26 protein-coding genes are annotated in these 25,482 nt (G+C 67.2%); 13 read left to right on the top strand and 13 right to left on the bottom strand.

The window, feature by feature from the left end; genetic code table 11:
- Positions 1–7 precede the first annotated feature (7 nt).
- The gene (locus B7P44_RS30290; protein WP_231716750.1) at positions 8–580 is read left to right on the top strand and encodes a PqiC family protein; all 573 of its coding nucleotides are present in this window, start codon (positions 8–10) and stop codon (positions 578–580) included.
- A gap of 118 nt (positions 581–698) precedes the next feature.
- On the opposite strand, the gene denD is transcribed toward B7P44_RS30290, so the two are convergent.
- The 7 genes from denD to B7P44_RS30250 all read right to left on the bottom strand — a co-directional run bounded on the left by denD (position 699) and on the right by B7P44_RS30250 (position 7,843).
- A complete protein-coding gene (denD, locus tag B7P44_RS30285; RefSeq protein ID WP_084909528.1) occupies positions 699–1,670 on the bottom strand; it encodes a D-erythronate dehydrogenase in 972 nt (323 codons plus the stop codon).
- A gap of 27 nt (positions 1,671–1,697) precedes the next feature.
- Positions 1,698–2,474, bottom strand: coding sequence for a 2-oxo-tetronate isomerase (otnI, locus tag B7P44_RS30280; protein WP_084909527.1), 777 nt, complete (start codon positions 2,472–2,474; stop codon positions 1,698–1,700).
- A gap of 49 nt (positions 2,475–2,523) precedes the next feature.
- Entirely contained in the window at positions 2,524–3,849 is a 1,326-nt protein-coding gene (locus B7P44_RS30275) for an MFS transporter (RefSeq protein ID WP_084910112.1), read from the bottom strand.
- 107 nt (positions 3,850–3,956) lie between these two features.
- Positions 3,957–4,595: a 3-oxo-tetronate 4-phosphate decarboxylase gene (otnC, locus tag B7P44_RS30270; RefSeq protein ID WP_084909526.1), complete on the bottom strand. Its 639-nt coding sequence runs from the start codon at positions 4,593–4,595 to the stop codon at positions 3,957–3,959.
- Positions 4,592–5,893: a 3-oxo-tetronate kinase gene (otnK, locus tag B7P44_RS30265; protein WP_084909525.1), complete on the bottom strand. Its 1,302-nt coding sequence runs from the start codon at positions 5,891–5,893 to the stop codon at positions 4,592–4,594. Before otnK ends, otnC begins: the two co-directional genes overlap by 4 nt.
- A 19-nt stretch (positions 5,894–5,912) precedes the next feature.
- Positions 5,913–6,803, bottom strand: a complete 891-nt coding sequence (ltnD, locus tag B7P44_RS30260; protein ID WP_084909524.1) for an L-threonate dehydrogenase — start codon at positions 6,801–6,803, stop codon at positions 5,913–5,915.
- Between the two features lie 305 nt (positions 6,804–7,108).
- The gene (locus B7P44_RS30250; RefSeq protein WP_084910111.1) at positions 7,109–7,843 is read right to left on the bottom strand and encodes a FadR/GntR family transcriptional regulator; all 735 of its coding nucleotides are present in this window, start codon (positions 7,841–7,843) and stop codon (positions 7,109–7,111) included.
- 206 nt (positions 7,844–8,049) lie between these two features.
- On the opposite strand from B7P44_RS30250, the gene B7P44_RS30245 reads away from it, so the two are divergent.
- Both B7P44_RS30245 and B7P44_RS30240 read left to right on the top strand, forming a co-directional pair.
- Positions 8,050–9,195 (top strand): patatin-like phospholipase family protein, encoded by a 1,146-nt coding sequence (locus tag B7P44_RS30245; protein WP_084909522.1) that lies wholly within the window; start codon positions 8,050–8,052, stop codon positions 9,193–9,195.
- Between the two features lie 87 nt (positions 9,196–9,282).
- A complete protein-coding gene (locus tag B7P44_RS30240; RefSeq protein WP_084910110.1) occupies positions 9,283–9,522 on the top strand; it encodes a hypothetical protein in 240 nt (79 codons plus the stop codon).
- A gap of 130 nt (positions 9,523–9,652) precedes the next feature.
- Here B7P44_RS30240 and B7P44_RS30235 read toward each other — a convergent pair whose 3' ends face one another.
- Together B7P44_RS30235 and B7P44_RS30230 are read right to left on the bottom strand one after the other, a co-directional pair.
- Entirely contained in the window at positions 9,653–10,123 is a 471-nt protein-coding gene (locus B7P44_RS30235) for a VOC family protein (protein WP_084909521.1), read from the bottom strand.
- Between the two features lie 207 nt (positions 10,124–10,330).
- On the bottom strand, positions 10,331–11,242 hold the full coding sequence (locus B7P44_RS30230) for a LysR substrate-binding domain-containing protein (RefSeq protein ID WP_084909520.1): 912 nt from the start codon (positions 11,240–11,242) through the stop codon (positions 10,331–10,333).
- 63 nt (positions 11,243–11,305) lie between these two features.
- On the opposite strand from B7P44_RS30230, the gene B7P44_RS30225 reads away from it, so the two are divergent.
- The gene (locus B7P44_RS30225) at positions 11,306–12,205 is read left to right on the top strand and encodes a DMT family transporter (RefSeq protein WP_084909519.1); all 900 of its coding nucleotides are present in this window, start codon (positions 11,306–11,308) and stop codon (positions 12,203–12,205) included.
- A 112-nt stretch (positions 12,206–12,317) separates the two neighbouring features.
- Complete coding sequence (asd, locus tag B7P44_RS30220) at positions 12,318–13,433, top strand: aspartate-semialdehyde dehydrogenase (protein ID WP_084909518.1); 1,116 nt, start codon at positions 12,318–12,320, stop codon at positions 13,431–13,433.
- A 103-nt stretch (positions 13,434–13,536) separates the two neighbouring features.
- On the opposite strand, the gene B7P44_RS30215 is transcribed toward asd, so the two are convergent.
- Positions 13,537–14,460 carry a LysR substrate-binding domain-containing protein gene (locus B7P44_RS30215; protein WP_084909517.1) on the bottom strand — a complete coding sequence of 308 codons (924 nt, stop codon included), beginning with the start codon at positions 14,458–14,460 and terminating at the stop codon, positions 13,537–13,539.
- Between the two features lie 163 nt (positions 14,461–14,623).
- Here B7P44_RS30215 and B7P44_RS30210 point away from each other — a divergent pair, with 163 nt between their 5' ends.
- Entirely contained in the window at positions 14,624–15,268 is a 645-nt protein-coding gene (locus tag B7P44_RS30210) for a LysE family translocator (protein ID WP_084909516.1), read from the top strand.
- Between the two features lie 79 nt (positions 15,269–15,347).
- Positions 15,348–15,722 (top strand): gamma-glutamylcyclotransferase family protein, encoded by a 375-nt coding sequence (locus tag B7P44_RS30205; protein WP_084909515.1) that lies wholly within the window; start codon positions 15,348–15,350, stop codon positions 15,720–15,722.
- Positions 15,723–15,734: 12 nt separating this feature from the next.
- On the opposite strand, the gene B7P44_RS30200 is transcribed toward B7P44_RS30205, so the two are convergent.
- On the bottom strand, positions 15,735–15,983 hold the full coding sequence (locus B7P44_RS30200; protein WP_084910109.1) for an adhesin: 249 nt from the start codon (positions 15,981–15,983) through the stop codon (positions 15,735–15,737).
- Between the two features lie 133 nt (positions 15,984–16,116).
- Positions 16,117–17,169 carry a GlxA family transcriptional regulator gene (locus B7P44_RS30195; RefSeq protein ID WP_084909514.1) on the bottom strand — a complete coding sequence of 351 codons (1,053 nt, stop codon included), beginning with the start codon at positions 17,167–17,169 and terminating at the stop codon, positions 16,117–16,119.
- A 278-nt stretch (positions 17,170–17,447) separates the two neighbouring features.
- Here B7P44_RS30195 and B7P44_RS30190 point away from each other — a divergent pair, with 278 nt between their 5' ends.
- From B7P44_RS30190 to B7P44_RS30165, 6 genes are read left to right on the top strand one after another with little or no spacing between them, the layout of a single operon-like run.
- Complete coding sequence (locus tag B7P44_RS30190; RefSeq protein ID WP_084909513.1) at positions 17,448–18,833, top strand: L-serine ammonia-lyase; 1,386 nt, start codon at positions 17,448–17,450, stop codon at positions 18,831–18,833.
- A gap of 14 nt (positions 18,834–18,847) precedes the next feature.
- Positions 18,848–20,092, top strand: a complete 1,245-nt coding sequence (locus B7P44_RS30185) for a sarcosine oxidase subunit beta family protein (protein ID WP_084909512.1) — start codon at positions 18,848–18,850, stop codon at positions 20,090–20,092.
- Positions 20,093–20,116: 24 nt separating this feature from the next.
- Entirely contained in the window at positions 20,117–20,416 is a 300-nt protein-coding gene (locus tag B7P44_RS30180) for a sarcosine oxidase subunit delta (protein WP_084909511.1), read from the top strand.
- The gene (locus B7P44_RS30175) at positions 20,413–23,424 is read left to right on the top strand and encodes a sarcosine oxidase subunit alpha family protein (protein ID WP_084909510.1); all 3,012 of its coding nucleotides are present in this window, start codon (positions 20,413–20,415) and stop codon (positions 23,422–23,424) included. Before B7P44_RS30180 ends, B7P44_RS30175 begins: the two co-directional genes overlap by 4 nt.
- Entirely contained in the window at positions 23,414–24,046 is a 633-nt protein-coding gene (locus B7P44_RS30170; protein ID WP_084909509.1) for a sarcosine oxidase subunit gamma, read from the top strand. The genes B7P44_RS30175 and B7P44_RS30170 overlap by 11 nt, the downstream gene beginning before the upstream one ends.
- A complete protein-coding gene (locus tag B7P44_RS30165) occupies positions 24,043–24,483 on the top strand; it encodes a dihydroneopterin aldolase (RefSeq protein ID WP_084909508.1) in 441 nt (146 codons plus the stop codon). Before B7P44_RS30170 ends, B7P44_RS30165 begins: the two co-directional genes overlap by 4 nt.
- A gap of 82 nt (positions 24,484–24,565) precedes the next feature.
- Here B7P44_RS30165 and B7P44_RS30160 read toward each other — a convergent pair whose 3' ends face one another.
- On the bottom strand, positions 24,566–25,393 hold the full coding sequence (locus B7P44_RS30160) for a hypothetical protein (protein WP_084909507.1): 828 nt from the start codon (positions 25,391–25,393) through the stop codon (positions 24,566–24,568).
- Between the last annotated feature and the right edge of the window lie 89 nt (positions 25,394–25,482).

The raw sequence follows: 25,482 nt of genomic DNA, 5'->3' as shown, positions 1-25,482 counted from the left end.
CATCCATTTGCTCGTCGCCGTCGCGCTGCTCGCTGCACTGCTTGGCGGCTGCGGCAGCTCGCCGACGGCTCGCTTCTACACGTTGAGCCCCGACGCGACGCTCACCGGCGACGGCGCCGCCACGCCGGTTCATGTCGTGGTCAATCCCGTGACGGTGCCGGAACTCGTCGACCGTCCGCAGATCGTCACGCGGGTCGCCGGCAGTCAGGTGGCGCTCGACGAGTTCGCGCGCTGGGCCGAACCGTTGAAGACGGACATTGCCCGCGTCATTGCAGCCGATGTTGGGCGGTTGCTGGGTTCGGCGCGCGTGAACGTGTTCGATACGGGAACGGATGCGGCGCCGGCATGGCGCGTCCGCGTGGACGTCATGCGCTTCGAGTCGACGCCGGGCGATTCGGTCACGATCGAAGCACTGTGGGCGGTGCGGCCGCCGGGAAAGGCTGCGGCGCTCACGGGCCGTTCCGTCGCACGCGAGCCCGTGCAGGGGCCGGGCTACGACGCGCTCGTCGCCGCGCACGATCGCGCTCTTGGCTCGGTGAGCCGCGATATCGCGTCGGCTATCCGAACGAGCTTGCCGTAGCCAAGCGATTCGACGCGATCAACGCGCTTGCGCTCCCCGCGAATGTGCGATGAACCATTAAAAAACCCTCGCAACCGTTCGGCATGCGAGGGTTTTATCGCACAACGCGAACGCTGAATCAGCGCCGCTCATCCTCGAGATACGCGCGGATCACGTCGACAAACGACGTATCCCCCTTCAACCCGAGCGCTTCCGCACGCGACGTATCCCACCGCCCCGGCCAGCTGCCGACGATCTTCTCGACGCGCTCGTCCGGCTCGCGACGAATCAGCTTCACCGCCTCGTCCCCCGCGACCTCGCGCAGCGCGGCGATCATCTCGTCGACCGTCACCGAGATCCCCGGCAGGTTGATCACGCGCCTGTTGCCGAGCTGCGCACAGTCGAGCTCGCAGCCCGCGACGAGCGCGTCGATCGCGCCGCGCGGCGACAGCAGCCACAGGCGCGTCGAACCGGGCACCGGGCACACGCTTTCCTCGCCGTTCAGCGGCTCGCGGATGATGCCGCTCGCGAACGACGACGCGGCCGCGTTCGGCCGGCCCGGCCGCACGCTGATCGTCGGCAGGCGCAGCACGCGGCCGTCGACGAAGCCGCGCCGCGCGTAGTCGCCCAGCAGCAGCTCGGCGATCGCCTTCTGCGCGCCATACGACGATTGCGGGTTCAGCGCGGTGTCGTCCTGCACGACGTCCGGCAGCGCGCCGCCATAGACGGCCACCGAGCTCGTGAACACGACGCGCGGGCGATGGCCGCGCGCGCGGCACACTTCGAGCAGCGTGCGCGACGCGTCGAGGTTGATCCGCATCCCGAGGTCGAAGTCGGCTTCGGCCTGGCCGCTGACGATCGCCGCGAGGTGGAAGATCGCGCTCGTCTGCGTGTCGATCGCGCTTTCGAGCACCGCGCGCTCGGCGATGTCGCCGACGATCGACGTCACGCGCGGATCGCCGAAATCGCCGCCCTTGACGACGTCGAGCAGAACGAGCTCGGAGATGGGTTGCGTCCGGCCGTCCGCGCCGGTCAGCGCGCCGCGTTCGAGCAGCTTGCGCGCGAGACGCTGGCCGAGAAACCCGGCGCCGCCGGTGATCAGTACTTTCATATGCGTTGCCTCGTGGAAATGCGTGAATTACAGGTAAGGCGTCAGCCAGCCGAGGCCAGCGGACGTGCCGGCTTTCGGGCGGTATTCGCAGCCGATCCAGCCGTCGTAGCCGAGCGCATCGATCAGGTCGAACAGGTACGGATAGTTCAGCTCGCCGATATCGGGCTCGTGACGCTCCGGCACGCCGGCGATCTGGATGTGGCCGATCCCCGCGAAGTCGCGCTTGAGCTTCATCGCGAGGTCGCCTTCGACGATCTGGCAGTGGTAGCAGTCGAACTGCACCTTCAGGTTCGGCGCGCGGACTTCCGCGCAAATCTCATGCGCATCGTCCTGGCGGCTCACGAAGTAGCCCGGCATGTCGCGCTGGTTGATCGGCTCGACGAGAATCGTGATGCCATGCGCGAAGGCCGCCTGCGCGGCATGCGCGAGGTTCGCGACATAGGTCGCGCGATGGCGCGCGCGGTCCTGGCCCGGCGCGATCAGCCCGGCCATCACGTGCAGCTTCGTGTTGCCGAGCACGCGCGCGTAGTCGAGCGCGGTGTCGATGCCGCGCCGGAACTCGTCCTCGCGGCCCGGCAGCGACGCGATCCCGCGCTCGCCGGCGGCCCAGTCGCCGGGCGGCGCGTTGAACAGCGCCTGCGTGAGGCCGTGCTGGTCGAGGCGTTCGCGGATGTCTTCGGCGGCGAAGTCGTACGGGAACAGGTACTCGACCGCCTTGAAGCCGTCGTACGCGGCGGCGGCGAAGCGCTCGAGGAACGCGTGTTCGTTGTACATCATCGAGAGATTGGCGGCGAAGCGTGGCATGGCGGCAGATCCTGTCAGTGAAGGGGCGGGGGCAGCGCCCCCGCGTCGGTTAACGGTTGACCAGCCTGGTCGGCGTGAGCCACACGGCGATCGCGCCGATCACGAGCATCGCCGCCAGCACGTACATGCCGGACGACGTGCTGTGCGTGGCGTCCTTCAGGTAGCCGATCACGTACGGGCTCGCGAAGCCGGCGAGGTTGCCGACCGAGTTGATGATCGCGATGCCGGCCGCGGCCGCGCTGCCCGCGAGGAACGCGGTCGGCAGCGACCAGAAGAGGGGCGCGCAGGTCAGCACGCCGCCCGCCGCGATCGACAGGAACACGATCGACACGGCCGTATTGTGCGAGTACGACGCGGCGACCGCAAAGCCGGCCGCGCCCATCAGCGCCGGCACGATCAGGTGCCAGCGGCGCTCGCGGCGCTTGTCCGCGCTGTGGCCGAACAGGTTCATCGCGACGATCGCGAACAGGAACGGGATCGCGGACAGCAGGCCGATCTGCAGCGTGTCGGTGATGCCGGTCGACTTGACGAGCGTCGGCATCCAGAACGTCAGCCCGTACTGGCCGGTGACGAACGCGAAGTAGATCAGCGACATCCACCACATGCGCGGGTCCGCGAACACGGCCTTCAGCGAGTGGCTGTGCTGCTGCCGTTCCTGCGGCTGCGCGGCGATCTCGTCCTCGAGCAGCTGTTTTTCGCCGTCGCTCAGCCACTTCGCGCCGCGGATGTTGTTGTCGAGATAGAGCACGGTCGCGATGCCGATCAGGAGCGCCGGCACGGCCTCGATCATGAACATCCACTGCCAGCCGTGGAAGCCGGAGCCGCCGTGGAAGCGCTCCATGATCCAGCCCGACAGCGGATTGCCGAAGATGCCGGACACCGGAATCGCGGACATGAACACCGCGATGATCTTCGCGCGGCGGTGCGACGGGAACCAGTACGTGAGGTACAGGATCACGCCCGGGTAGAAGCCCGCTTCCGCGAGGCCGAGCAGGAAGCGCAGCACGTAGAACTGCGTGGGCGTCTTCACGAGCGCGAACAGCGCCGACAGGATGCCCCACGTGATCATGATCCGCGCGATCCAGATGCGCGCGCCGAGCCGGTGCATCAGCAGGTTGCTCGGCAGTTCGAACAGGAAGTAGCCGACGAAGAAGATCCCGGCGCCGAGCCCGAACACGGTTTCGCTGAACGCGAGATCCTGCGACATCTGCAGCTTCGCGAAGCCGACGTTCACGCGGTCGAGATACGCGACCACGTAACACAGCATCAGGAACGGCACGATGCGCCAGAAAACTTTCTTGTAGGTCAGGTCCAATTCGGCCGAACGGGCGGCCACGGTGGGCGAACGGCCTGCGGCCGCGTCGAGAGCTGTCATCGTCGTCTCCAATCCAATGATGGGGGGTGCCGGCGACGCGTACGGCGCCGGTCGTTGGTGTGTGCTGACGAAAAAGGCCCGCGCACACGGCGGGCGGAAATGGCGGGTTACCAGCGTGCGCCGAATGCTTGCCTGAGCTCGTCGAGCGCCGCTTCGGACAGCGGTTCGGGTTTCGGATCGCTCATCAGCCACAGGCGCGCCGTTTCCTCGAGCTCCTCGAGCGCGTACGACGCCTGCGACACCGATGCGCCCCACATCACCGGCCCGAGCCGGTCGAGCAGCACGCCGCGTACGCGGTCGGCAAGCGCGGCGACCTCGGCCGCGACCTCCGGGTCGCCGGGGCGGCGATAGCGGATCAGCGGGATGTGGCCGACCTTCATCACGTAATACGGCGTGATCGGCGGCAGCACGTCGGTGTCGCGCCACACGCCCGCGAGCGTCAGCGCGACCAGGTGCGTCGAATGCGTATGGACGATGCCGTTCGCTTCAGCGTTGCGCGCATAGATGCCGCGATGCAGCGTCAGCGTCTTCGACGGCCTGCCGCCCGACAGCGGTTGCCCGTCGAGGCCGACCTTCGCGATGTCGTTCGGGTCGAGCCGGCCGAGGCACGCGTCGGTCGGCGTGATCAGCCAGCCGTCGTCGAGCCGCGCGCTGATGTTGCCCGCACTGCCGACCGCGTGGCCGCGCGCATACAGGCTCGCGCCGACCGTGCAGATTTCCTCGCGCAGTTTCGCTTCGATGCTCATCGGCCGGCTCCGTCCAGTTGGCGCAGCGCCTTGTCGAAGAAGTCGACCGCGCCGAAATTGCCCGACTTCAGCGCGAGGCCGAGCGGCGCCGCGTCGATCGTCGCGGTCGCGGGCACGCCCGGATCGATCTGCGCGCCGATCTGCAGCGACTTCACGTCGAGCGCCTGCACGACCGCGCCGGAGGTCTCGCCGCCCGCGACGACGAACTTGCGCACGCCGAGCGCGCGCAGGCCCCGCGCGATCGCGGCGAGCGTGCTTTCGACGAGATGGCCGGCCGCTTCGACGCCGAGCGCCTGCTGGACGGCCTTCACTGCGTCGGGCGTCGCGGTCGCATAGATCAGCACCGGTTCTGGCAGGTGCGAACGCGCGAACGCGAGCGCCTGCTCGACTACCGGCTCGCCGCGCGCCGCCGCCATTGGATCGATGCGGAAGCTCGGGCGGTGCGCGCGCCATTCGGCGACCTGCGCATTGGTGGCCTTCGACGCGCTGCCGGCGAGCACGGTCGAGCCCCCGTCGATGCGCGGCAGCGAGGCGGCGTTGTCGCGCTCGGGCAGCAGGCCCGCGGTGCGGAAATTGGCCGGCAGGCCGAGCGCGACGCCCGAGCCGCCGGTGACGAGCGGCAGGTCCGCGCACGCTTCGCCGAGCACGTACAGGTCGTGATCGGACAGCGCGTCGGCGATCGCGAAGCGCGCGCCTTCCGCGCGCAGCTGCTCGATCGTCGCGCGCACCGCGGCGGCGCCGAGGCCGATCGCGTCGTAGCGGATCAGGCCGACTTTCGACGGCGTCTGCCGCTGCAGCACGCGCACGAGGTTCGCGTCCCGCATCGGCGTGAGTGGATGGTGCTCCATGCCCGACTCGTTCAGCAGCACGTCGCCGACGAACAGATGGCCGCGGAAGATCGTGCGGCCGTTCTCCGGGAACGCCGGGCAGGCGATCGCGAAGCCGCCGCCCGCCGCGTCGAGCAGCGCGTCGGCGACCGGGCCGATGTTGCCCGCGTCGGTCGAGTCGAACGTCGAGCAGTACTTGAAGAAGAATTGCCGGCAGCTCTGCGCGCGCAGCCATTCATACGCGGCGAGCGATTGCGCGACGGCGTCGGCGGCGGCAATCGTGCGCGACTTCAGCGCGACGACGATCGCGTCGGCGTCGAGCGCCGCTTCGCGCGTGGCATCGCCGGCGGGCACGCCGATCGTCTGCACGGTGCGCATGCCGCTCTTGACGAGCATGTTCGCGAGATCGGTCGCGCCGGTGAAATCGTCGGCGATGCAGCCGAGCAGGGGGCGGGAAACGGGTGCGTTCATGGTCGGGGCCTCGGCTGGATCAACGGGACGGCGGCAGCGTGATGCCGGGGAAGGTCTTGATCACGGCGGAATCGTCCTCGCCGCCGTGGCCGGCGCTCGACGCGCTCATGAACATCTGGTGCGCGGCGGCCGACAGCGGCAGCGGGAATTTGCTGCGGCGCGCGGTGTCGAGCACGAGGCCGAGATCCTTCACGAAGATGTCGACCGCGGACAGCGGCGTGTAGTCGCCGTTCAGGATGTGCGGCACGCGGTTCTCGAACATCCACGAGTTGCCCGCGCTGTGCGTGATCACGTCGTACAGCGCGTCGGGGTCGACGCCTTCGCGCAGGCCGAGCGCCATCGCTTCGGCGGCCGCCGCGATGTGCACGCCCGCGAGCAGCTGGTTGATGATCTTCACTTTCGAGCCGACGCCGTGCGCGCTGCCGAGGCGGTAGACCTTGCCGGCGATCGCGGCCAGCACGTCCTCGCATGCGGCGTAGGCGGCGGCCGGGCCGGACGTCATCATCGTCATCTCGCCGGACGCCGCGCGCGCGGCGCCGCCGGACACCGGCGCGTCGAGCATCTGCAGCCCGGCCGCCTCGATGCGCCGGCCGAGCGCGACCGCGAACTCGGGCGCGACGGTGGCGCTCGCGATCACGACGCCGCCCGGCTTCATCCGCGCGACCGCGCCGTGCTCGCCGAACAGCACCGTTTCGGACTGCTCTGCATTGACGACGAGCGTAACGACGGCGTCGCACTGCGCGCCGAGTTCGGCGGGCGTCGCGCATGCGATGCCGCCTTCGGCCGCGAACGCGTTCAGCACCGGCTCGCGCACGTCGCACGCGTGCACGCGAAACCCGGCGCGCAGCAGCGAGCGGGCGACGCCCAGGCCCATCGCGCCGAGGCCGATGACTCCAACATTTCGTGACATGGTCAACCCCGATCGGTTCGTGAGAGGAGGGCGGCGGGCCGCCGCGTTCAGCAGATGCCGGCTTCCGTTAGGGCCTGTTCCCGCTAATAACGGGCTTGCGCTGGCCGCCAGAAGGGCCGAGCGCGAGGATTGCGACGCAGCGAATACTGGACGTATTCGCAAGGAGCATGACGCGGCGATCGGCCCTTCTGGCGGCCAGCCCCACGAATGAATTTTTCCAAACAGGGGAACGTGCGTTGCCGGCCGTATTGCGGCGTCGGTCGTCGCTTGTTTGGCTCGGCCAAACGGCGCTCCTCCTCCTTGCACTACGACCGGCAACGCACGTTCGCAAGCCCGTTATTAGCGGGAACAGGCCCTAAGCGGCGGGCGGCGTTGTACATGTGCGTGCGGGCGGCGTTGCGCGCCGCCATCGGGTCGCGCGCGCGGATCGCGTCGGCGATTGCCGCGTGTTCGTCGCGAACCTGCCGCGAGAAATCCTCGCGCGTCGCCTCGTTGCCGCGCGTGACCTTCACGCCCGCTTCGAGGTACTGGTTCAGGAACTGCAGCGTCTTCAGGAAATACGGATTGCCGGTGACGGCCGCGATCGTGCGGTGGAACGCGACGTCCTCGGCGACGCCGTCGCGGCCTTCGGCCACCGCGTCGTCGATCTTGCGCAGCGCGTCGTCGATGTCGGCCATGTCGTCTTCGGTGTGATGCAGCGCGGCTTCGGCGGCGACTTCCGCCTCGATTGCGCGACGCACCGCGAGCAGGTGCGGCAGCGAGGTCGCCTCGACCGCTTCCGCGTAGTCGATGCGCAGCGGCCGGATCGCGCCGTGCTGGTTCACGTATACGCCGCTGCCCTGGCGCGGCTCGACGACGCCTTCGTTCTTCAGGCGCGAGATCGCCTCGCGGATCACGGTGCGGCTCACGCCGAATTCCTGCGCGAGCACGGCCTCGGTCGGCAGCTTGCCGGTGGCCGCGAAACTGCCGACCTCGATCTGCTTCAGAAGCTGTTGCGCGACGTGATCGCTCATCGCGCGGGCGGGAATTTTCTCGAACATGGTGCTCATGTTTGTAAGGTGATGTGGTCATCATACAAATTTGAGTGGGCGGCAGCATCCGGAATAACCCTCTATCGACGCGGCGCAACCTGGGCGAGATTTGACCCGCCGCACCCCGGCAGGCCGCCGTGACGCCGCGCCGATCGCCTACTACACTGGATCAACCGGGGCGGGTCCGGCCATTGCTACCACCAGCGAGGCAAGCCATGTTTGTGAGCCAGCCAGAACGAATGAAATTGCCGGGGCAAGTCGTGCTCGTCCTGCAGGGCGGCGGCGCGTTGGGCGCGTACCAGCTCGGCGTGTTCCAGGCGATGAACGAATCCGGCATCGAGCCGGACTGGGTCATCGGCACCTCGATCGGCGCGATCAATGCGGCGTTGATCGTCGGGAATCCGCCCGAGCATCGTTTTCAGCGGCTGGCGGAGTTCTGGCGCCGCGTGACCGAGCGAACCGACCTGGCGGGGCCGCCCGGCCTGCCGGGCTGGGACAAGCTGTTTGCCGAGATGATGATCATCGGCGGCGGCATTACGGGGTTCTTCGAGCCGAATCCTGCGTCCTGGCTCGGGCCGATGGCCCGCCTGGGCGTCGATCGCGCGTCGTATTACCTGATCGCGCCGCTGCGCGACACGCTCGTCTCGCTGATCGAACCCGAGTTGCTGAACGCGGGCCGGCCGCGCCTGACCGTCGGCGCCGTGAACGCGTGCACGGGCGAGATGCGCTACTTCGACTCGCGCGACCATCACGACCCGCTGACCGTCGAGCACATCATGAGCTCGGGCGCGCTGCCGCCGGCGTTTCCCGCGGTGCGGATCGACGGCCAGCCGTACTGGGACGGCGGCATCTATTCGAATACCCCGGTCGAGGTGGTGCTGGACGACATGCCGCGCCGCAGTTCGATCATCTTCTCGGTGCAGATGTGGAATCCGGCGGGGCCCGAGCCGGAAAGCATCTGGCAGGTATCGGAACGGCAGAAGGACATCCAGTACGCGAGCCGCACCGACAGCCAGATCGAGCGTCAGCGGCAGCTCCACCGTCTGCGCCACGTGATTCGCGAACTGGCCCGCTACGTGCCGGAAGCCGAGCGCGCGACGCCCGAAGTCCGCGCGCTCGCCGCGTGGGGATGCCAGACCACGATGCGCGTGATCAAGCTCGCCGCGCCGCGGCTCAGCGGGGACAACCAGTTCAAGGACATCGATTTCACGCCGGCCGGCATCGCCGCCCGCCGGCAAGCCGGCTACGACGCCGCGATGCGCGCCATTGCGGCGCGCCCGTGGGAGGCGCCGATGGACCCGTTCGAGGGATTGAGCGTCTACAGTCCTGACGAAACCGCGACTGGCGAAGCGCGCGTTTGACGCGAGCGTTGCAGCCGCCGTCGGGCGCGCCGGACGGGCGATCAAAGCTGGTATGCTGCCCTGATCATATCCATGGAGGAGGGCGTCATGGCTGCAAAACAAGTGTCGAAGAAAAAGTACCTGAAGATCCTCAACAAGCGCCTGCGCGCGCTGCCGGACGCGCCGGCCGGCACGTCGTTCGTCTTCTACCCGCCGGGTGCGAAGGCGAAACAGGCAACCGGCGTCGTCTCCAGCGAGCCGGGCAGCAAGCGCGAACTGGCGATGATGGCCGCGATCCAGCGCAAGGCGGCCGAGGAGTTCGTCGTGACCGACGCTCAGGCGAAGTAACGGGCGTCACGACGTGTAGCGGCAGTTCGTTCGCGGGGCGGCATCGCGTTGACGCGGATGCGTCGCCATGCCGTCGGCTACGTTCGGGTGTTTCGGCAACGCGCCGACGTCGATGGCGTGGCAATCGCCGTCAATCCGTCGTTCCCGCATAGGCGGCTTGCAGCGCGGCGACGTCGAACTTCGTCATTTGCATCATCGCGCCGGCAACGCGCGTGGCCTTGACCGCGTCGGGGTCGGCCATCATCGCGATGAGATCGTCCGGAACGATCTGCCACGAGACGCCGAAGCGGTCTCTCAGCCAGCCGCAGCCGTCGGCCGTGCCTCCCTCGAGCAGCGCGCTCCAGTAGCGGTCGAGCTCTGCCTGGTCGCGACAGTTGACCATGAGCGAAATCGCGTGGTTGAACGACTCGGTGCGTTCATGGCTCATCGCGATGAACGGCTGCCCGAACAGCACGAACTCGACGACCTTGGTGGAACCGGCGCCCGGCACCGACGTGACCCGAAGCACGCGCGAGTCCGGAAAGACTCCCGCATAGAAAGCGGCGGCCTCCTCGGCTTGCGTGGCGTACCAGAGAAAAGGCGTGATTTTCTGAATCGTCATGGCACATCTCCTGTCAGTGTGGGCCAAATGCCCGGGCAAGCTGCGTGCCGCCATAGAGACGACGGAGAGAGGCCACCAAAATTAACACGTCGGGAAGAAAAACCTCACACCTTTTTGTCCGCTTCGGGCACGCGGATATGACCCCGGTTGGTCTTCTGTTCACGTCCCCGATCAGGTATCCGAAAGGATGCCTGTCGTCGGCAACGGTTACTTCAACGACGCCGCCGCCAGCGCCCGCTGCATCCGCTCGATCAGCGTCAGCACTTGCGGTCGACTCTCCCCTTTCGCATGGACGAAGTAGTACCGGAGCGGCGAGACGATCTCGTGGCGGCTCACGCGTACGAGGCCGCTGCGCTCGAGATAGGCCGCGGCGAGCGGCGTGCGCGCCAGCGCTACGCCGAGCCCGGCCTCCGCGGCGGCCAGCACCAGCGTGTAGTCCTCGAAACGGCGATCCTGGGCGCGCGGCTTGAGCGGAATGTCCAGCGCATCGAACCACGCACGCCAGCCGGTCGCGTCGCCGTCGTGCAGCAGCGGCACGTCGAGGAGCGCGGCGTCGCCGCGTCGATGGCGCTGCTTCGCCAATTGCGCGGCGAGCGCGCGATTGGCGACCGGATACAGCGTCTCCGGCATGAACGGTTTGACCTCGAGTTCGCGCCAGTTGCCGCGCCCGTAGCGAATCCCCAGATCTGCGTCGCCGCGGGCGATTTCCGCGTTGCGATGCTCGATATCCAGCTCGATGCGCAGGGGCGGCGCTTCGCTCTCGAAAGCGGCCTGATGCTCGAAGAGCCACAGCTTGGCGAATCCGGGCACCACGCTCAGCTTGACCAGTTGCGGGCTGCGCGGCGAGCGCCACTGATCCGCCGCACCGTCGATGATGCCGAACGCCTGCTCGATCCGGCCGACGAAGCGCTGCCCGTCGGGCGTCAGCCGCACGCCTCGCGCATGGCGTTCGAACAAGCTCATGCCGAGCCAGTTCTCCACCGCCGCGACGCGCCGGCTGATCGCGCCGTGCGTGAGTCCGGCGACTTCCGCGGCCGCCAGAAAGGAGCCGGCGCGTGCGACCGTGCAAACCGTTTCGAGGCTGGCGAGCGGCGGCCGGTTGGAAGAGCTGTGAGTCATTTTCACATCACGACGTTTATCTGTGCGCTAGCTTAGCATCTCGCGACACGGCACCATCGCTGCATGAACACACTGTCATCTACTCCGTCACGCGACGCACGGCGGCCGCTCGTCGCCGCAGGCGCGGTTGCCTTCACGATTCTCTCGTGGGCGTCCGCTTTCCCGTTCATCCGGATCGGCCTGCAGGGTTTGCCGCCGGTCCAGCTCGCAGCGGCACGTTTCGCCACCGCTGCCGTGCTGGTGATCGCGTGGCTCGCCTGGCGCCGCCCGCGCGTGCCGGCATGGCGCGATGCATGGCGTTTCCTGCTGTGCGGTTTTGTCGGCATCGCGCTTTACAACGCGCTGCTCAACGCCGGCGAGCAAACCGTGGCGCCGGGCGCGGCCAGTTTCATCGTCAATACGTTGCCGATTTTTACGGCGCTGCTGGCATCCGTGTTTCTCGGCGAGCGATTCAACCGCTGGGGATGGCTCGGGTCGCTGGTCAGTCTGGCCGGCATTGCCGTGATTGCGCATGACCAGCCGGGCGGCTTGGCGCTCGGAGCCGGCAGCACGCTGATTCTCGGCGCGGCGTGGTGTGCGGCGAGCTTCTTCGTGTTGCAGCGGCGGCTGATTCCGGTGTACGGCGCGCTGACCTGTACCGCGTACACGCTGCTGGCGGGCGCGCTATGGCTCAGCCCATGGCTCCCCGGCGCGCTGGAATCGCTCGGCAGCGCGCCGAGCGGGACGTGGCCGGCGGTAGTGGTGCTCGGTGTGTTTCCCGCTGCCCTCGGTTACGCGACGTGGACCTTCGCGCTCGGTTACTTCGGCGCGGCGCGCGCGGCGAACTTTCTGTATCTGACGCCGGCGGTGGCGACAGCGTTGTCGACGGTGCTGACCGGCGAGCGTCCCGGCATCGCGACGTTGTGCGGCGGCCTGACGGCGATTGTCGGCGTGGTGGTCGTGGCATTGCGTGGGCGCTCGTAAGGCCGGCTCGAAACGCGCGATGCATCTCGACTCACACCAGTCGTCGACGATCACGCGACGATGAGCGTGGCTCAAAGGGCTCGCGACGACTTTTCAACAAGGTAAAGGGATCATGACAAGGGTCGGACTGGTAGGTTGGCGTGGCATGGTGGGCTCCATGCTGCTGAAGCGGATGCGCGACGAGGGCGATTTTTCGCGAATCTCGCCGACGTATTTCAGCACGTCGGCGGCGGGGCGCTCGTATCGCGATCCGCTCGGCGTCGAGCACCGTCTGCTCGATGCGAACTCGGTCGAGCAACTCGGCGAGATGGACATCGTCATCACCTGCCAGGGCGGCGACTACACGAGGGCCGTCTATCCGGCGCTGCGCGCTTCGGGCTGGACCGGCTTCTGGATCGATGCTGCGTCCGCAAAACGGATGGACGACGATTCGATCATCGTGCTCGATCCGGTCAACCGCGCGCAGATCGAGGCCGGCATCGCTTCAGGCGTGCGCAACTACATCGGAGGCAACTGTTCGATCACGCTCACGCTGATCGGTCTGGCGGGGCTGTTTCGCGCCGGGCTGGTCGAATGGATGAGCATGATGACCTACCAGGCGGCGTCGGGCGCCGGCGCACAGCACGTGAAGGAATTGCTCGGCCAGATGTCGGCCGTCGCGAAGCGTGTCGACGATAGCCTCGCTGATCCGAATACGCCGGTGCTCGATGTGCTGACGAAGGCGCACGCGGCCGCGCGCGCGAGCGATTACCCGATCGACGCGTTTGGCGTGCCCCTCGCAGGCAGCATCGTTCCATGGATCGACAGCGACCTCGGCAACGGCGTGAGCCGTGAGGAATGGAAGGGCGAGGTCGAGACGAACAAGATCCTCGGGCTGCCGCCGGGCACGATCCGTGTTGACGGACTCTGTGTGCGCGTCGCCGCGCTGCAAAGCCACTCGGCGGCGATCACGCTGAAGCTGAAGGAGAACTGCGAGCTCGACCGTCTTGAAGCGCTGATCCGCGACGCGCACGAGTGGGTCGACTTCGTGCCGAACAACAAGCAGGAGACGATCTACCGACTTTCGCCAGCCGCCGTCAGCGGGTCGCTGAAGATCGGTGTCGGCCGACTGCGCCGCCTCAACGTCGGGCCGCAGTTATACAGCGTGTTGACCACCGGCGATCAACTTCTATGGGGTGCGGCCGAGCCGCTGCGGCGTGCGCTGAATCTCATTCTCGACGCGCGGTAGGCTGCCGGCGCGCCGGGCGCGACCCATGCGGCGTGGGGCTGCTTCGGCGACGACGGAACAAAGGGCGTGGGCAAGATGCCGGCCCATTCATCGGCGCGGAGCTTCAGCGCACGCCCGCGAAGCGAATGTCCGGATAGGCCAGCCGCGGCATCCGGCTTTCCAGGAACGCATGAAGTTCGCGAACCTGCGCCGCCTTGCCGGAGTCTTCCGGCGAGATGAGGTAATACGCGTCGCCGGCGTTGACCGCTGTCTTGAACGGCAGCGCGAGCTGCCCCTCGTCGATGGCGCCGGCGCACAGCGCCAGATCGCCGATCGATACGCCGTGGCCGGCGACCGCCGCCGCGATGCCCTGTTCGAGCATGTCGAAGACCTGTCCGCCGCGCGTGATGTCCACGTTGAACTCGCGGCCGTTTCCGTTGAGCCAGCGGCGCCAGTCGCGACGGTCGGGCGACGGATGGATCAGATCGCACGCCGCAAGATTCTCACGGGCCGCCGGCGCGAGCGCGCGCGAGCAGATCGGGATCAACCATTCGTCGAACAGCTTCACGCAGTGCGTGTCTTCGCCGAACTTGCCGGCGCCGAGCAGGATCGCGCAATCGTAGGGTTCGCTGAAAAAGTCGACGGTATCGACATCCATCCATACGCTCGTGATCTGCACCTCGAAGCTCGGTTGAGTCTTGCGAAACGCGGCGAGCGCATCGAGCAGCCAGCGCATGGTGAGCGTGGAAGGCGCCTTGAGCCGCAGCACGTCGCGTTGCGTCTGGAAGAGCGTGCACGCTTCCTCGATTTGCCGGAAACCGCGCCTGAGGCCCGACGCGAAGATGCGTCCTTCCGCCGTCACGCTCATTTTTGGGCCCCGCCGGACGAACAGCTTCCGGCCGAAGTACTCCTCGAGCGTCCGGACGTGCTTGCTCACTGCGCTTTGCGTGAGGCTCAGTTCCTCGGCGGCCAGCGTAAACGAGCCGGTGCGCGCCGCGCTCTCGAACGCGCGCAATGCGTAAACAGGGGGAAGCGGCTTTGCCTTCACGGAATCAGAGATGAATAAAACTCATGGTTTCAGGTAGGATTTTCCGTTTTTCAGCGGCGGTCCTGACGCGCAATACTACACGCATCTCGCAACCATGGGCGCTGGGCCGGCATGATGCCGACCCGGGCGGCGTGCGAGCCTGACCATTAAACAACTTTTATTCATGGCGCTCCATTATCCGCTGCTGTTGGCCTATCTCGCCGCGATCGTGCTGCTCATCGCGACGCCCGGACCCGTCGTCATGCTCGTGGTCGGCACGGTCGCCCGGCGCGGCTTCCGTCAGGGCATCCTGACCGCGATGGGCGCGAATGCCGCAAGCCTCGTCCTGATCGCGCTGGCGATGCTGATGGTGTTCGGCGTGGTGCTCGTCAGTGATCGCCTGATCAAGTGGCTGCATGTGCTGGGTTGCGTGTTCATTGCGGTCCTGGCAATCCGGACGCTGCATGGCGAATGGCGCGCCGGCCGCACGCGCGGCAGCCATGGCGAAAGCGAACCGGCGCCAAGGGCGCGGCGTTTGCCGGGCGTGGTGCACGGCTTTCTCGTCGGCATCGCGAATCCGAAGGACCTGCTGTTTTTTGTCGCCTTCTTCCCGCAATTCGTGGGCATCACCCCGGATTCACGTGCGAGTCTGGCAATCCTGGCTGCGCTGTGGATCGCCGTCGATTTCACGATCCTCACCGGCTACATGGCCGCGGTGAATCATCCGCTGATTCATCGAAAGCAGCGCTGGATCACGGCATCGTCGGCGGGTGTGCTGCTCGTGATCGCGCTCGCCGGTTTCGTCGGGGGGATCGGGAGCGTGGCGTAGCGTGCTGGAGACCTGCGGCACAATGTTTCCCGGTCAGGAATCCCGACTCGCTCCCCATACCCCTTTTAACGAGGTCATCATGTCCATTACCAACCAGACTTTCTCCGAGCAGCTTTTTTCTTACGGCACGCTGCAACTCGAACAGGTGCAGCTGGCGACCTTCGGCCGCAAGCTCGACGGTCGTGCGGACGTCATGCCGGGATACGCGATGACGATGGTGAAGATCGACGACCCCGAAGTGGTCGCGACGAGCGGGAAGACCCATCATCCTGTCGTCGCCTATACCGGCCATCCCGGCGACCAGGTGACGGGCACCGTGTTTGCGGTCACGCGCGAAGAACTCCAGCACGCGGACGACTATGAAGTCGACGCGTATCGCCGCGATCGGGTCGTGCTCGCGTCGGGCGTCTCGGCCTGGGTGTATGTGGACGCCAATTCGTCGCGCCCGGGATGATGCGCTTTCGCGTCAGTTGCTCGACATCGTCATGCCCTGGCTTCCCCTCCCGGTCACCAGGCAGCCCGACATGAATGCCTCGCCCTGACTGCTGGCCGCGGCATCGTCGAAGCCCCGGCCGAGCGCGTCATGCTTCACCCGCTCCGCGCCCTGTTTGCACGCAAGCGGGCTGGCGTCGAGCCCGTGGGCATGCAGCAGCGCGCGATCGGCGACGAGATACGCCAGCAGCGCGACAACGGCGATATGCAAAGTTCTTCTCATCATGGTGTGTCTCCTCGCCGTCCAAGCGTAACGCGGACACACGTCGTGCGGCACTTGGGGCTTCCCCTGTAAGCGCTCGCTTAATCGGCGGCCCGGCATGCCGCCGGGGAAAGCCGGGCACGGCGGGCGCCGGTCAGTCCACTTCTTCCTCGACCACGTCCGGCACCGCCGCCGCCTCGCCGCCGCGCTCCCGATAGGCCGCCGGCGGCATCCCGAACTGCTTGCGGAACTCCCGCCCGAGATGCGACGCATCGGCGAACCCGCAGCTCGACGCGATATCGGCGACCGTCCGGTCCGAACTCGTCAGCAGCCACGCGGCCGTGCGCAGCCGCACCTGCTTCGCGAACGCCTGCGGGCTCTTGCCGGTCTCGGCCTTGAACAGCCGTTCGAGCTGGCGCGCCGACAGGTCGAGCTTGCACGCGAGCTCCTCGAGCGGCAGCGCGCGCCCGACGTGCTGTTCCATCAGCAGGATCGCGCGCTTGACCTTCGGGTGCGTCGCGGGTTCGAGCCCCGGCGGATGCGGCTGCGGCGCGTTGCCCTTCTGCATCTCGCCGACCAGCAGGATGCGCAGCGCCTTTTGCACGGTCGCGTGGTCGAAGTGGCGCAGCAGGATCGCGGCGGCCACGTCGATCGACGCGCGCCCGCCCGAGCAGGTGATGCGCCGCCGGTCGATCACGAACAGCCGGTCGGCGATCAGCAGGTCGGGGTCGGCGGCCGGGAAGCGCTCGATGAAATCCCAGTAGTGGAACCAGCTCACGCAGGTGCGGTGCCCGTCGAGCACGCCCGCGCGCATCAGCGTGAACACGCCGGTGCAGATGCCGACGATCGTCGCGCCGCCGGCGGCCGCGCGGCGGATGAAGTCGAGCGTTTCCGGCCCCGCTTGCGGCCCCGAATGCAGCAGGCCGCCCACGACGACCACGTAGTCGAACGGCTCGGCGTCGTCGAAGGTCTCCCACGGCGTGACCTGGATCCCGCAGCTTGCGCGCACCGGCGCGAGGGTTTCCCCGATCACGCTCCACGCGCAGCGCACCGGCTTGCTGTAGTCGCCGTCGTCGGCGGACAGCCGCAGCATGTCGACGAAACCGGAGAACGCGGTCAGCGTGAAGTTCGGCAGCAGCACGATGCCGAAGCGGATGCGCTTCGGCGCAGGTTCGGCGAGGGGGGAAGCGGGTACGTCGGGTGTCATCGCGGCAAATCTCGTCACGGCTCGCCGGGGCGGGCGGGTCTCACTCTCTTACAGGGTCGGCACGGGCGGCGCGGATGTCCCAGCGTCGCCGATCGATGGCGCGCGGACTTGCGTTTTTCCGTCGGGAACCATCGTCAAAACGCACTTTCGGGCCACGCGGCGCACCGCTTGGCGGCGGCGTCCCACGCCGATGCCGTTTTTGTTCTATCGGCCGATTTTACGCTTTGGTGTACTGGCGTCCAACGTCACTTCACGTGTGCCCACCCAGAGGAAGCCAGATGAACGTCAGCGTCTTCGACCTGTTCAAGATCGGCATCGGCCCGTCCAGCTCGCATACGGTCGGCCCGATGATCGCCGCTTGCCGCTTCGCGTCGCATATCGAGGATGCCAACCTGCTCGGCTTCGTGCGGCGCGTGCGGGTCGAGCTGTACGGCTCGCTCGGCGCGACCGGCAAGGGGCACGGCACCGACAAGGCGGTGCTGCTCGGCCTCGAAGGCCATCTGCCCGATTCGATCGACCCGGACCTGATCGAGCCGCGCCTCGCGGAAATCCGCGCCGGCAAGACGCTCTCGCTGCTCGGCAGGCAGGCGGTCCGTTTCGACGAGAAGGAGCACATCGGCTTCTACCGCAAGCTGATGAGCGGCACGAGCATCGTGCACCCGAACGGGATGCGCTTCCAGGCGTTCGACGAGCACGGCCAGCTGCTCGTCGAGAAAGAGTATTACTCGGTCGGCGGCGGCTTCGTCGTGAACCGCGACGGCGACCGCGTGAACGGCGTGCGCGCGGCGGCCGAGGTGCCGTATCCGTTCCGCACCGGCGACGACCTGATGCGCCAGTGCCGCGAGCACGGCCTGTCGATCGCCGAGCTGATGCTGCGCAACGAATGCGCGCTGCGCCCCGCCGACGAGGTGCGCGGGGGCCTGCTCGCGATCTGGCGCACGATGGCCGCGTGCGTCGAGCGCGGCTGCAAGGTCGAGGGCGAGCTGCCGGGCCCGATGCGCGTGAAGCGCCGCGCGGCCGAGCTGTACGGGCGGCTGCGCGCGCGTTCGGAGGAGTCGCTGCGCGACCCGCTGTCGATGCTCGACTGGGTCAACCTGTACGCGATGGCCGTCAACGAGGAGAACGCGGCGGGCGGGCGCGTCGTCACCGCGCCGACCAACGGCGCGGCCGGCGTGATCCCGGCGGTCCTGCACTACTACGTGAAGTTCGTGCCGGGCTCGAACGAGGCCGGCATCGTCGAATTCCTGCTGACTGCTGCCGCGATCGGGATCATCTACAAGGAAACCGCGTCGATCTCCGGCGCGGAAGTCGGCTGCCAGGGCGAGGTCGGCGTCGCGTGCTCGATGGCCGCGGCCGCGCTCGCCGCGGTGATGGGCGGCACGCCGGACCAGGTCGAGAACGCCGCCGAGATCGGCATGGAGCACAACCTCGGGATGACCTGCGATCCGGTCGGCGGCCTCGTGCAGATCCCGTGCATCGAGCGCAACGCGATGGGCGCGATCAAGGCGCTGAACGCCTCGCGGATGGCGCTGAAGGGCAACGGCCAACACTACGTGTCGCTCGACTCGGTCATCAAGACGATGCGCGAGACGGGCGCCGACATGAAGACGAAATACAAGGAAACGTCGCGCGGCGGTCTGGCCGTGAACGTCATCGAATGCTAACGAAGGACCAAACCATGAGCCGCTACTCGATATTCAGCCTGTTCCGCAACGGCCTCTCGTATCACGAGAACTGGGAAAAGCAGTGGAAGAGCCCGGAACCGAAGAAGGAATACGACGTCGTGATCGTCGGCGGCGGCGGGCATGGCCTCGCCACCGCGTACTACCTCGCGAAGGAGCACGGCATCACCAACGTCGCGGTGCTCGAGAAGGGCTGGATCGGCGGCGGCAACACCGCGCGCAACACGACGATCGTCCGCTCGAACTATCTGTGGGACGAATCGGCCGCGCTGTACGAGAAGGCGATGAAGCTGTGGGAAGGGCTGTCGCAGGACCTGAACTACAACGTGATGTTCAGCCAGCGTGGCGTGCTGAACCTCGCGCACACGCTGCAGGACGTGCGCGACACCGAGCGCCGCGTGAACGCGAACCGGCTGAACGGCGTCGATGCCGAATTCCTGACGCCCGCGCAGATCAAGGAAATCGAGCCGACGATCAACCTGAACAGCCGGTACCCGGTGCTCGGCGCGTCGATCCAGCGGCGCGCGGGCGTCGCGCGTCACGATGCGGTGGCCTGGGGCTTCGCGCGCGGTGCGGACCGTGCGGGCGTCGACATCATCCAGAACTGCCAGGTGACGGGCATCCGCCGTGAAGGCGGCGCGGTGGTCGGCGTCGAGACGGTGAAGGGCTTCATCAAGGCGAAGAAGGTCGCGGTGGTCGCGGCCGGCAACACGACGACGATCGCCGACATGGCCGGCATTCGCCTGCCGATCGAAAGCCACCCGCTGCAGGCGCTGGTGTCCGAGCCGATCAAGCCGGTCGTCAACACGGTGATCATGTCGAACGCGGTGCACGCGTACATCAGCCAGTCCGACAAGGGCGACCTCGTGATCGGCGCGGGCATCGACCAGTACACGGGCTTCGGCCAGCGCGGCAGCTTCCAGATCATCGAAGGCACGCTGCAGGCGATCGTCGAGATGTTCCCGGTGTTCTCGCGCGTACGGATGAACCGCCAGTGGGGCGGCATCGTCGACGTGTCGCCGGACGCATGCCCGATCATCAGCAAGACCGACGTGAAGGGCCTGTACTTCAACTGCGGCTGGGGCACGGGCGGCTTCAAGGCGACGCCCGGCTCGGGCTGGGTGTTCGCGCACACGATCGCGCAGGACCAGCCGCATCCGCTGAACGCGCCGTTCGCGCTCGACCGCTTCTACACGGGCCACCTGATCGACGAGCACGGCGCTGCCGCCGTCGCGCACTGAACCCCACCAATTGGAGAACGAAACATGTTGCTGATCGAATGTCCGTGGTGCGGGCCGCGCGCCGAATCCGAGTTCTCGTGCGGCGGGGAAGCCGACATCGTGCGCCCGGTCGCCAACGAGAACATGACCGACCGCGAATGGGGCGAATACGTGTTCATGCGCGAGAACAAGCGCGGGCTGCACCGCGAGCAATGGCTGCACACGCAGGGCTGCCGCCGCTGGTTCAAGGTCGAGCGCGACACGGTCACGTATGAAATCAAGGGCTACGAAAAGTTCGGCGGCACCGCCGCCGCCCACGCACAGGAAGAGGGCACCAGCAAATGAGCCAGAAAGACCGTCTCGGCACCGGTGGCCGCGTCAATCGCGCAATTCCGCTGACTTTCACGTTCAACGGCCGCACCTATCAGGGCTTCCAGGGCGACACGCTCGCGTCCGCGCTGCTCGCGAACGGCGTGCACTTCGTCGCGCGCAGCTTCAAGTACCACCGTCCGCGCGGGATCGTGACGGCCGGCGTCGAGGAGCCGAACGCAGTCGTGCAGCTCGAATCGGGCCCGTACAGCGTGCCGAACGCGCGCGCGACCGAGATCGAGCTGTACCAGGGCCTCGTCGCGACCAGCGTGAACGCGGAACCGTCGCTCGAGAACGACAAGTACGCGTTCAACCAGAAGCTGTCGCGCTTCCTGCCCGCCGGGTTCTACTACAAGACCTTCATGTGGCCGCGCAACATGTGGCCGAAGTATGAAGAGAAGATCCGCGAGGCGGCCGGCCTCGGCAAGGCGCCCGATACGCTCGACGCCGATCGCTACGACAAGTGCTATGCGCATTGCGACGTGCTCGTCGTCGGCGGCGGCCCGTCGGGTCTCGCGGCCGCGCATGCGGCGGCGACGGCCGGCGCGCGCGTGATCCTCGTCGACGACCAGCGCGAGCTCGGCGGCAGCCTGCTGTCGTGCCGCACCGAGATCGACGGCAAGCCCGCGCTGCAGTGGGTCGAGAAGATCGAGGGCGAGCTGCGCAAGCTGCCCGACGTGACGATCCTGTCGCGCAGCACCGCATTCGGCTACCAGGACCACAACCTCGTGACGGTCACGCAACGCCTGACCGATCACCTGCCGGTGTCGATGCGCAAGGGCACCCGTGAGCTGCTGTGGAAGGTCCGCGCGAAGCGCGTGATCCTCGCGACCGGCGCGCACGAGCGGCCGATCGTGTTCGGCAACAACGACCTGCCTGGCGTGATGCTCGCGGGCGCGGTGTCCGCGTACATCCATCGCTTCGGCGTGCTGCCGGGCCGCGACGCGGTCGTGTTCACGAACAACGATCGCGGCTACCAGGCGGCGCTCGACCTGAAGGCATGCGGCGCGAAGGTGACGGTCGTCGATTCGCGCGCATCGAGCAACGGCGCGCTGCCGGCGGCGGCGAAGCGCCAGGGCGTGACGGTGATGAGCGGCGCGGTCGTGACGGCCGCGTCGGGCAAGTGGCGCGTCTCGTCGGTCGACGTCGCGTCCTACACGAACGGCCAGGCCGGCGGCAAGCTGAAGACGTTGTCGTGCGACCTCGTCGCGATGTCGGGCGGCTTCAGCCCGGTGCTGCACCTGTTCGCGCAATCGGGCGGCAAGGCGTGCTGGAGCGACGAGAAAGCCTGCTTCCTGCCGGGCAAGGCCGTCCAGCCCGAGGCGAGCATCGGCGCGGCCGCCGGTGAATTCGGCCTCGCGCGTGCGCTGCGGCTCGCGGTGGACGCGGGCGCGGAAGCGGCGAAGGCGGCCGGCCTGACGGCCACGCAGCGCCCGGTCGCACCGAAGGTGGCCGAAGCCGCGGAAGGCCTGCTGCAGCCGTTGTGGCTCGTCGGCAGCCGCGAGGCCGCCGCGCGCGGGCCGAAGCAGTTCGTCGACTTCCAGAACGACGTGTCGGCCGCCGACATCCTGCTCGCCGCGCGCGAAGGCTTCGAGTCGGTCGAGCACGTGAAGCGCTACACGGCGATGGGCTTCGGCACCGACCAGGGCAAGCTCGGCAACATCAACGGGATGGCGATTCTCGCGCAGGCGCTCGGCAAGTCGATTCCGGAGACGGGCACGACGACGTTCCGCCCGAACTACACGCCCGTGTCGTTCGGCACGTTCGCGGGCCGCGAGACCGGCGATTTCCTCGACCCGATCCGCAAGACCTGCGTGCACGAATGGCACGTCGAGCACGGCGCGATGTTCGAGGACGTCGGCAACTGGAAGCGGCCGTGGTACTTCCCGAAGAACGGCGAGGACCTGCACGCGGCCGTCAAGCGCGAATGCCTCGCGGTGCGCAACAGCGTCGGCATTCTCGATGCGTCGACGCTCGGCAAGATCGACATCCAGGGCCCCGACGCGGTGAAGCTCCTGAACTGGATGTACACGAACCCGTGGAACAAGCTCGAAGTCGGCAAGTGCCGCTACGGGCTGATGCTCGACGAGAACGGGATGGTGTTCGACGACGGCGTGACGGTGCGCCTCGCCGACCAGCACTTCATGATGACGACCACGACGGGCGGCGCGGCGCGCGTGCTCACGTGGCTCGAACGCTGGCTGCAGACGGAATGGCCTGACATGAAGGTGCGCCTCGCGTCGGTGACGGACCACTGGGCGACCTTCGCGGTCGTCGGCCCGAAGAGCCGCAAGGTCGTGCAGAAGGTTTGCCAGGACATCGACTTCGGCAACGAAGCGTTCCCGTTCATGAGCTACCGGAACGGCACCGTCGCGGGCGCGAAGGCGCGCGTGATGCGGATCAGCTTCTCGGGCGAGCTGGCCTACGAAGTGAACGTGCCGGCGAACGCGGGCCGCGCGGTGTGGGAAGCGCTGATGGCCGCGGGCGCCGAGTTCGACATCACGCCGTACGGCACCGAGACGATGCACGTGCTGCGCGCGGAGAAGGGCTACATCATCGTCGGCCAGGATACCGACGGGTCGATCACGCCGTACGACCTCGGGATGGGCGGGCTCGTCGCGAAGTCGAAGGACTTCCTCGGCAAGCGTTCGCTCACGCGTTCGGACACCGCGAAGGAAGGCCGCAAGCAGTTCGTCGGCCTGCTGACCGAAGACGAACAGTTCGTGCTGCCGGAAGGCGCGCAGATCGTCGCGAAGGACACGCACGTGTCGACGACCGAGCCGACGCCGATGATCGGCCACGTGACGTCGAGCTACTACAGCCCGATCCTGAAGCGCTCGATCGCGCTCGCGGTGGTGAAGGGCGGCCTGAACAAGATGGGCGAGAGCGTCGTGATTCCGCTGGCCAACGGCAAGCGCATCACCGCGAAGATCTCGAGCCCGGTTTTCTACGATACCGAAGGGGTGCGCCAGCATGTGGAATGAAACCAGAAACCAGACGCAGGTGGCGGGCGCGGGCGGCGTGCCGCTCGAATCGCCGTTCGTCGGCGCGGCCGACCTGCTGAAGGCGCAGCAGGCGCGCGCATCGAAGAAGTTCACGCTGCGCGAGCGGCCGTTCCTCGACCTCGTCAACGTGCGCGGCGAGCTGGGCGACCCGGCGTTCGTCGCCGCGTTCGAGCGCGTGGTCGGCTGCCGGCCGCCTGCCGCGCCGAACACGGTCGCGCGCGGCGCCGAGTACGACGTGCTGTGGCTCGGCCCCGACGAATGGCTCGTGCGCTCGAACGGGCCCGTGCAGGCGGGCGTGCTCGAGGCGGCGCTCGCCGACGCCGTGCAGGGCGCGTATGCGGCGGCGGTCGATGTCGGCAGCGGCTATACGGTCGTCGAGATCAGCGGCGAGCGCGTGCGTGACGTGCTGGCGCGCGGTTGCCCGCTCGACCTGCATCCGAGCCTGTTCAAGCAGGGGCAGTGCGCGCAGTCGCATTACTTCAAGGCGGGCGTCGTGCTGGTGCCGACCGGCGACGACACGTTCGAGATCGTCGTGCGCCGCAGCTTCGCCGACTATTTCATCCGCATCATGCTCGACGCGGCCGCGCCGCTCGCATCATGAAGCCGGTCGACGAACCGTTCGTGTCGATCGACGCGCCGCGCCTGCGAGGGCGCGGCTGGAGCGTGTTCGTCGACGAACTGAAGGTGCCGGCGCGGATCGGCATCCATGCGCACGAGCATGACGCGCCGCAGCCGATCGTGATCGATGCGCAGCTCGGGTATCGCTGCGAGCCGAGCGAGGCGGGGGCGTGGATCGACTACGACGGGTATTGCGCGCGGGTGGCGGCGTTTCTCGCGCACAAGCCGCATACGCGGCTGCTCGAGACGCTGGTCGCCGAGATCGCGGTGCTGTCGTTTCGCGAATGGCCGGCGCTGGAGACGCTGACGCTGTCGGTGCACAAGCCGAAGATCCGGCCGGGGACGAAGCGCGTCGGCGTGTCGCTCGACTGGACGCGGGGGGATTATCTGCGGTGGACGGGGGAGGTCGGGCGGATTTGACGGGCGTGCGGATCGCAAGTCGGTGCGTTTCGCACGGCAACGGCAGTTCGCACTGCGACGATCTAGGGTCGTGGCCCGGCCGTCAGGATGCGATCTTGCTGATTGCCTTGACCACGAATCCGCCGCCAGGCACCAACGCGCCCGCAAGTTCGGAGGCTGCCTCGATGAGCATTTCCCTGGTCAATACACGATCCAGTTTTTCGCGGAACCATTGACCGTTTTCATCGGTTTCGCCGGTCAAGCCGTTGACCTCGATAACGCCCCGTCGGTCCCCGGCCGACCAGATGAATTCGAACGCATAGACCGGCCGGTAGTAAAGGCAAAGTGCGTAAAACACCGTCTCGTCATTGACGATTTCCGTGGCGTTGATCGCTTGCCCCTGCAGTTGAGCGAGGGTTTCCTGAACGACGGACACGATGGTCAATTTGGGCCGCAATGCTTCGGGATTGTCCATCGCGACGACTTCGTGATGCGCGTATTTCGCAAGGTATGCGCTCAGCGTCGACCCGGGAATATCCCGCTCCAAAGCATCCCGAAAGGCGCTGACCTTCAATGACCGGATGCAATGCTCGACAGCGGGGATTTCTATTTTTCTTTTGTCCGCGCTATCGATCACGTCGAAATCACTGTCGCTCAAGGACACTTGCCGGGCATAGGGATTGAGTATGGTAATCGGGTAGTTTACCTGGCAGGTATAGTCGACATTGCGGATGGCTTCGACCTTCCAGAAGGGCTCGTAGCGAAGCACGCTTTGCCCTGCCAGCACCGTGTCGTCCTTGGGGTGTTTCAACGGATTGAATTTTGCAAACATCCCGAAGGCATTGAGTTTCTTCTTGTCTGCCTGCTCTTGCGCGGCCCGCTCGGGATACACGGCGTCGAACTCGAAAATCGTGACTGGAATGGTCGTCATGATCCTCACCTTCGATGTTCGCCGCTTGGATCGAAGTATAAGTTGCACCGCCTGGATTACAAGATTGCCGACCCGGGCCGCGACGGCTT

Source organism: Burkholderia ubonensis subsp. mesacidophila (assembly GCF_002097715.1).
In the GTDB taxonomy this organism is placed as follows: Bacteria; Pseudomonadota; Gammaproteobacteria; order Burkholderiales; family Burkholderiaceae; genus Burkholderia; species Burkholderia mesacidophila.
Note: the sequence above shows the minus strand (reverse complement) of the source record. Positions and strands in the feature narration are given on the sequence as shown.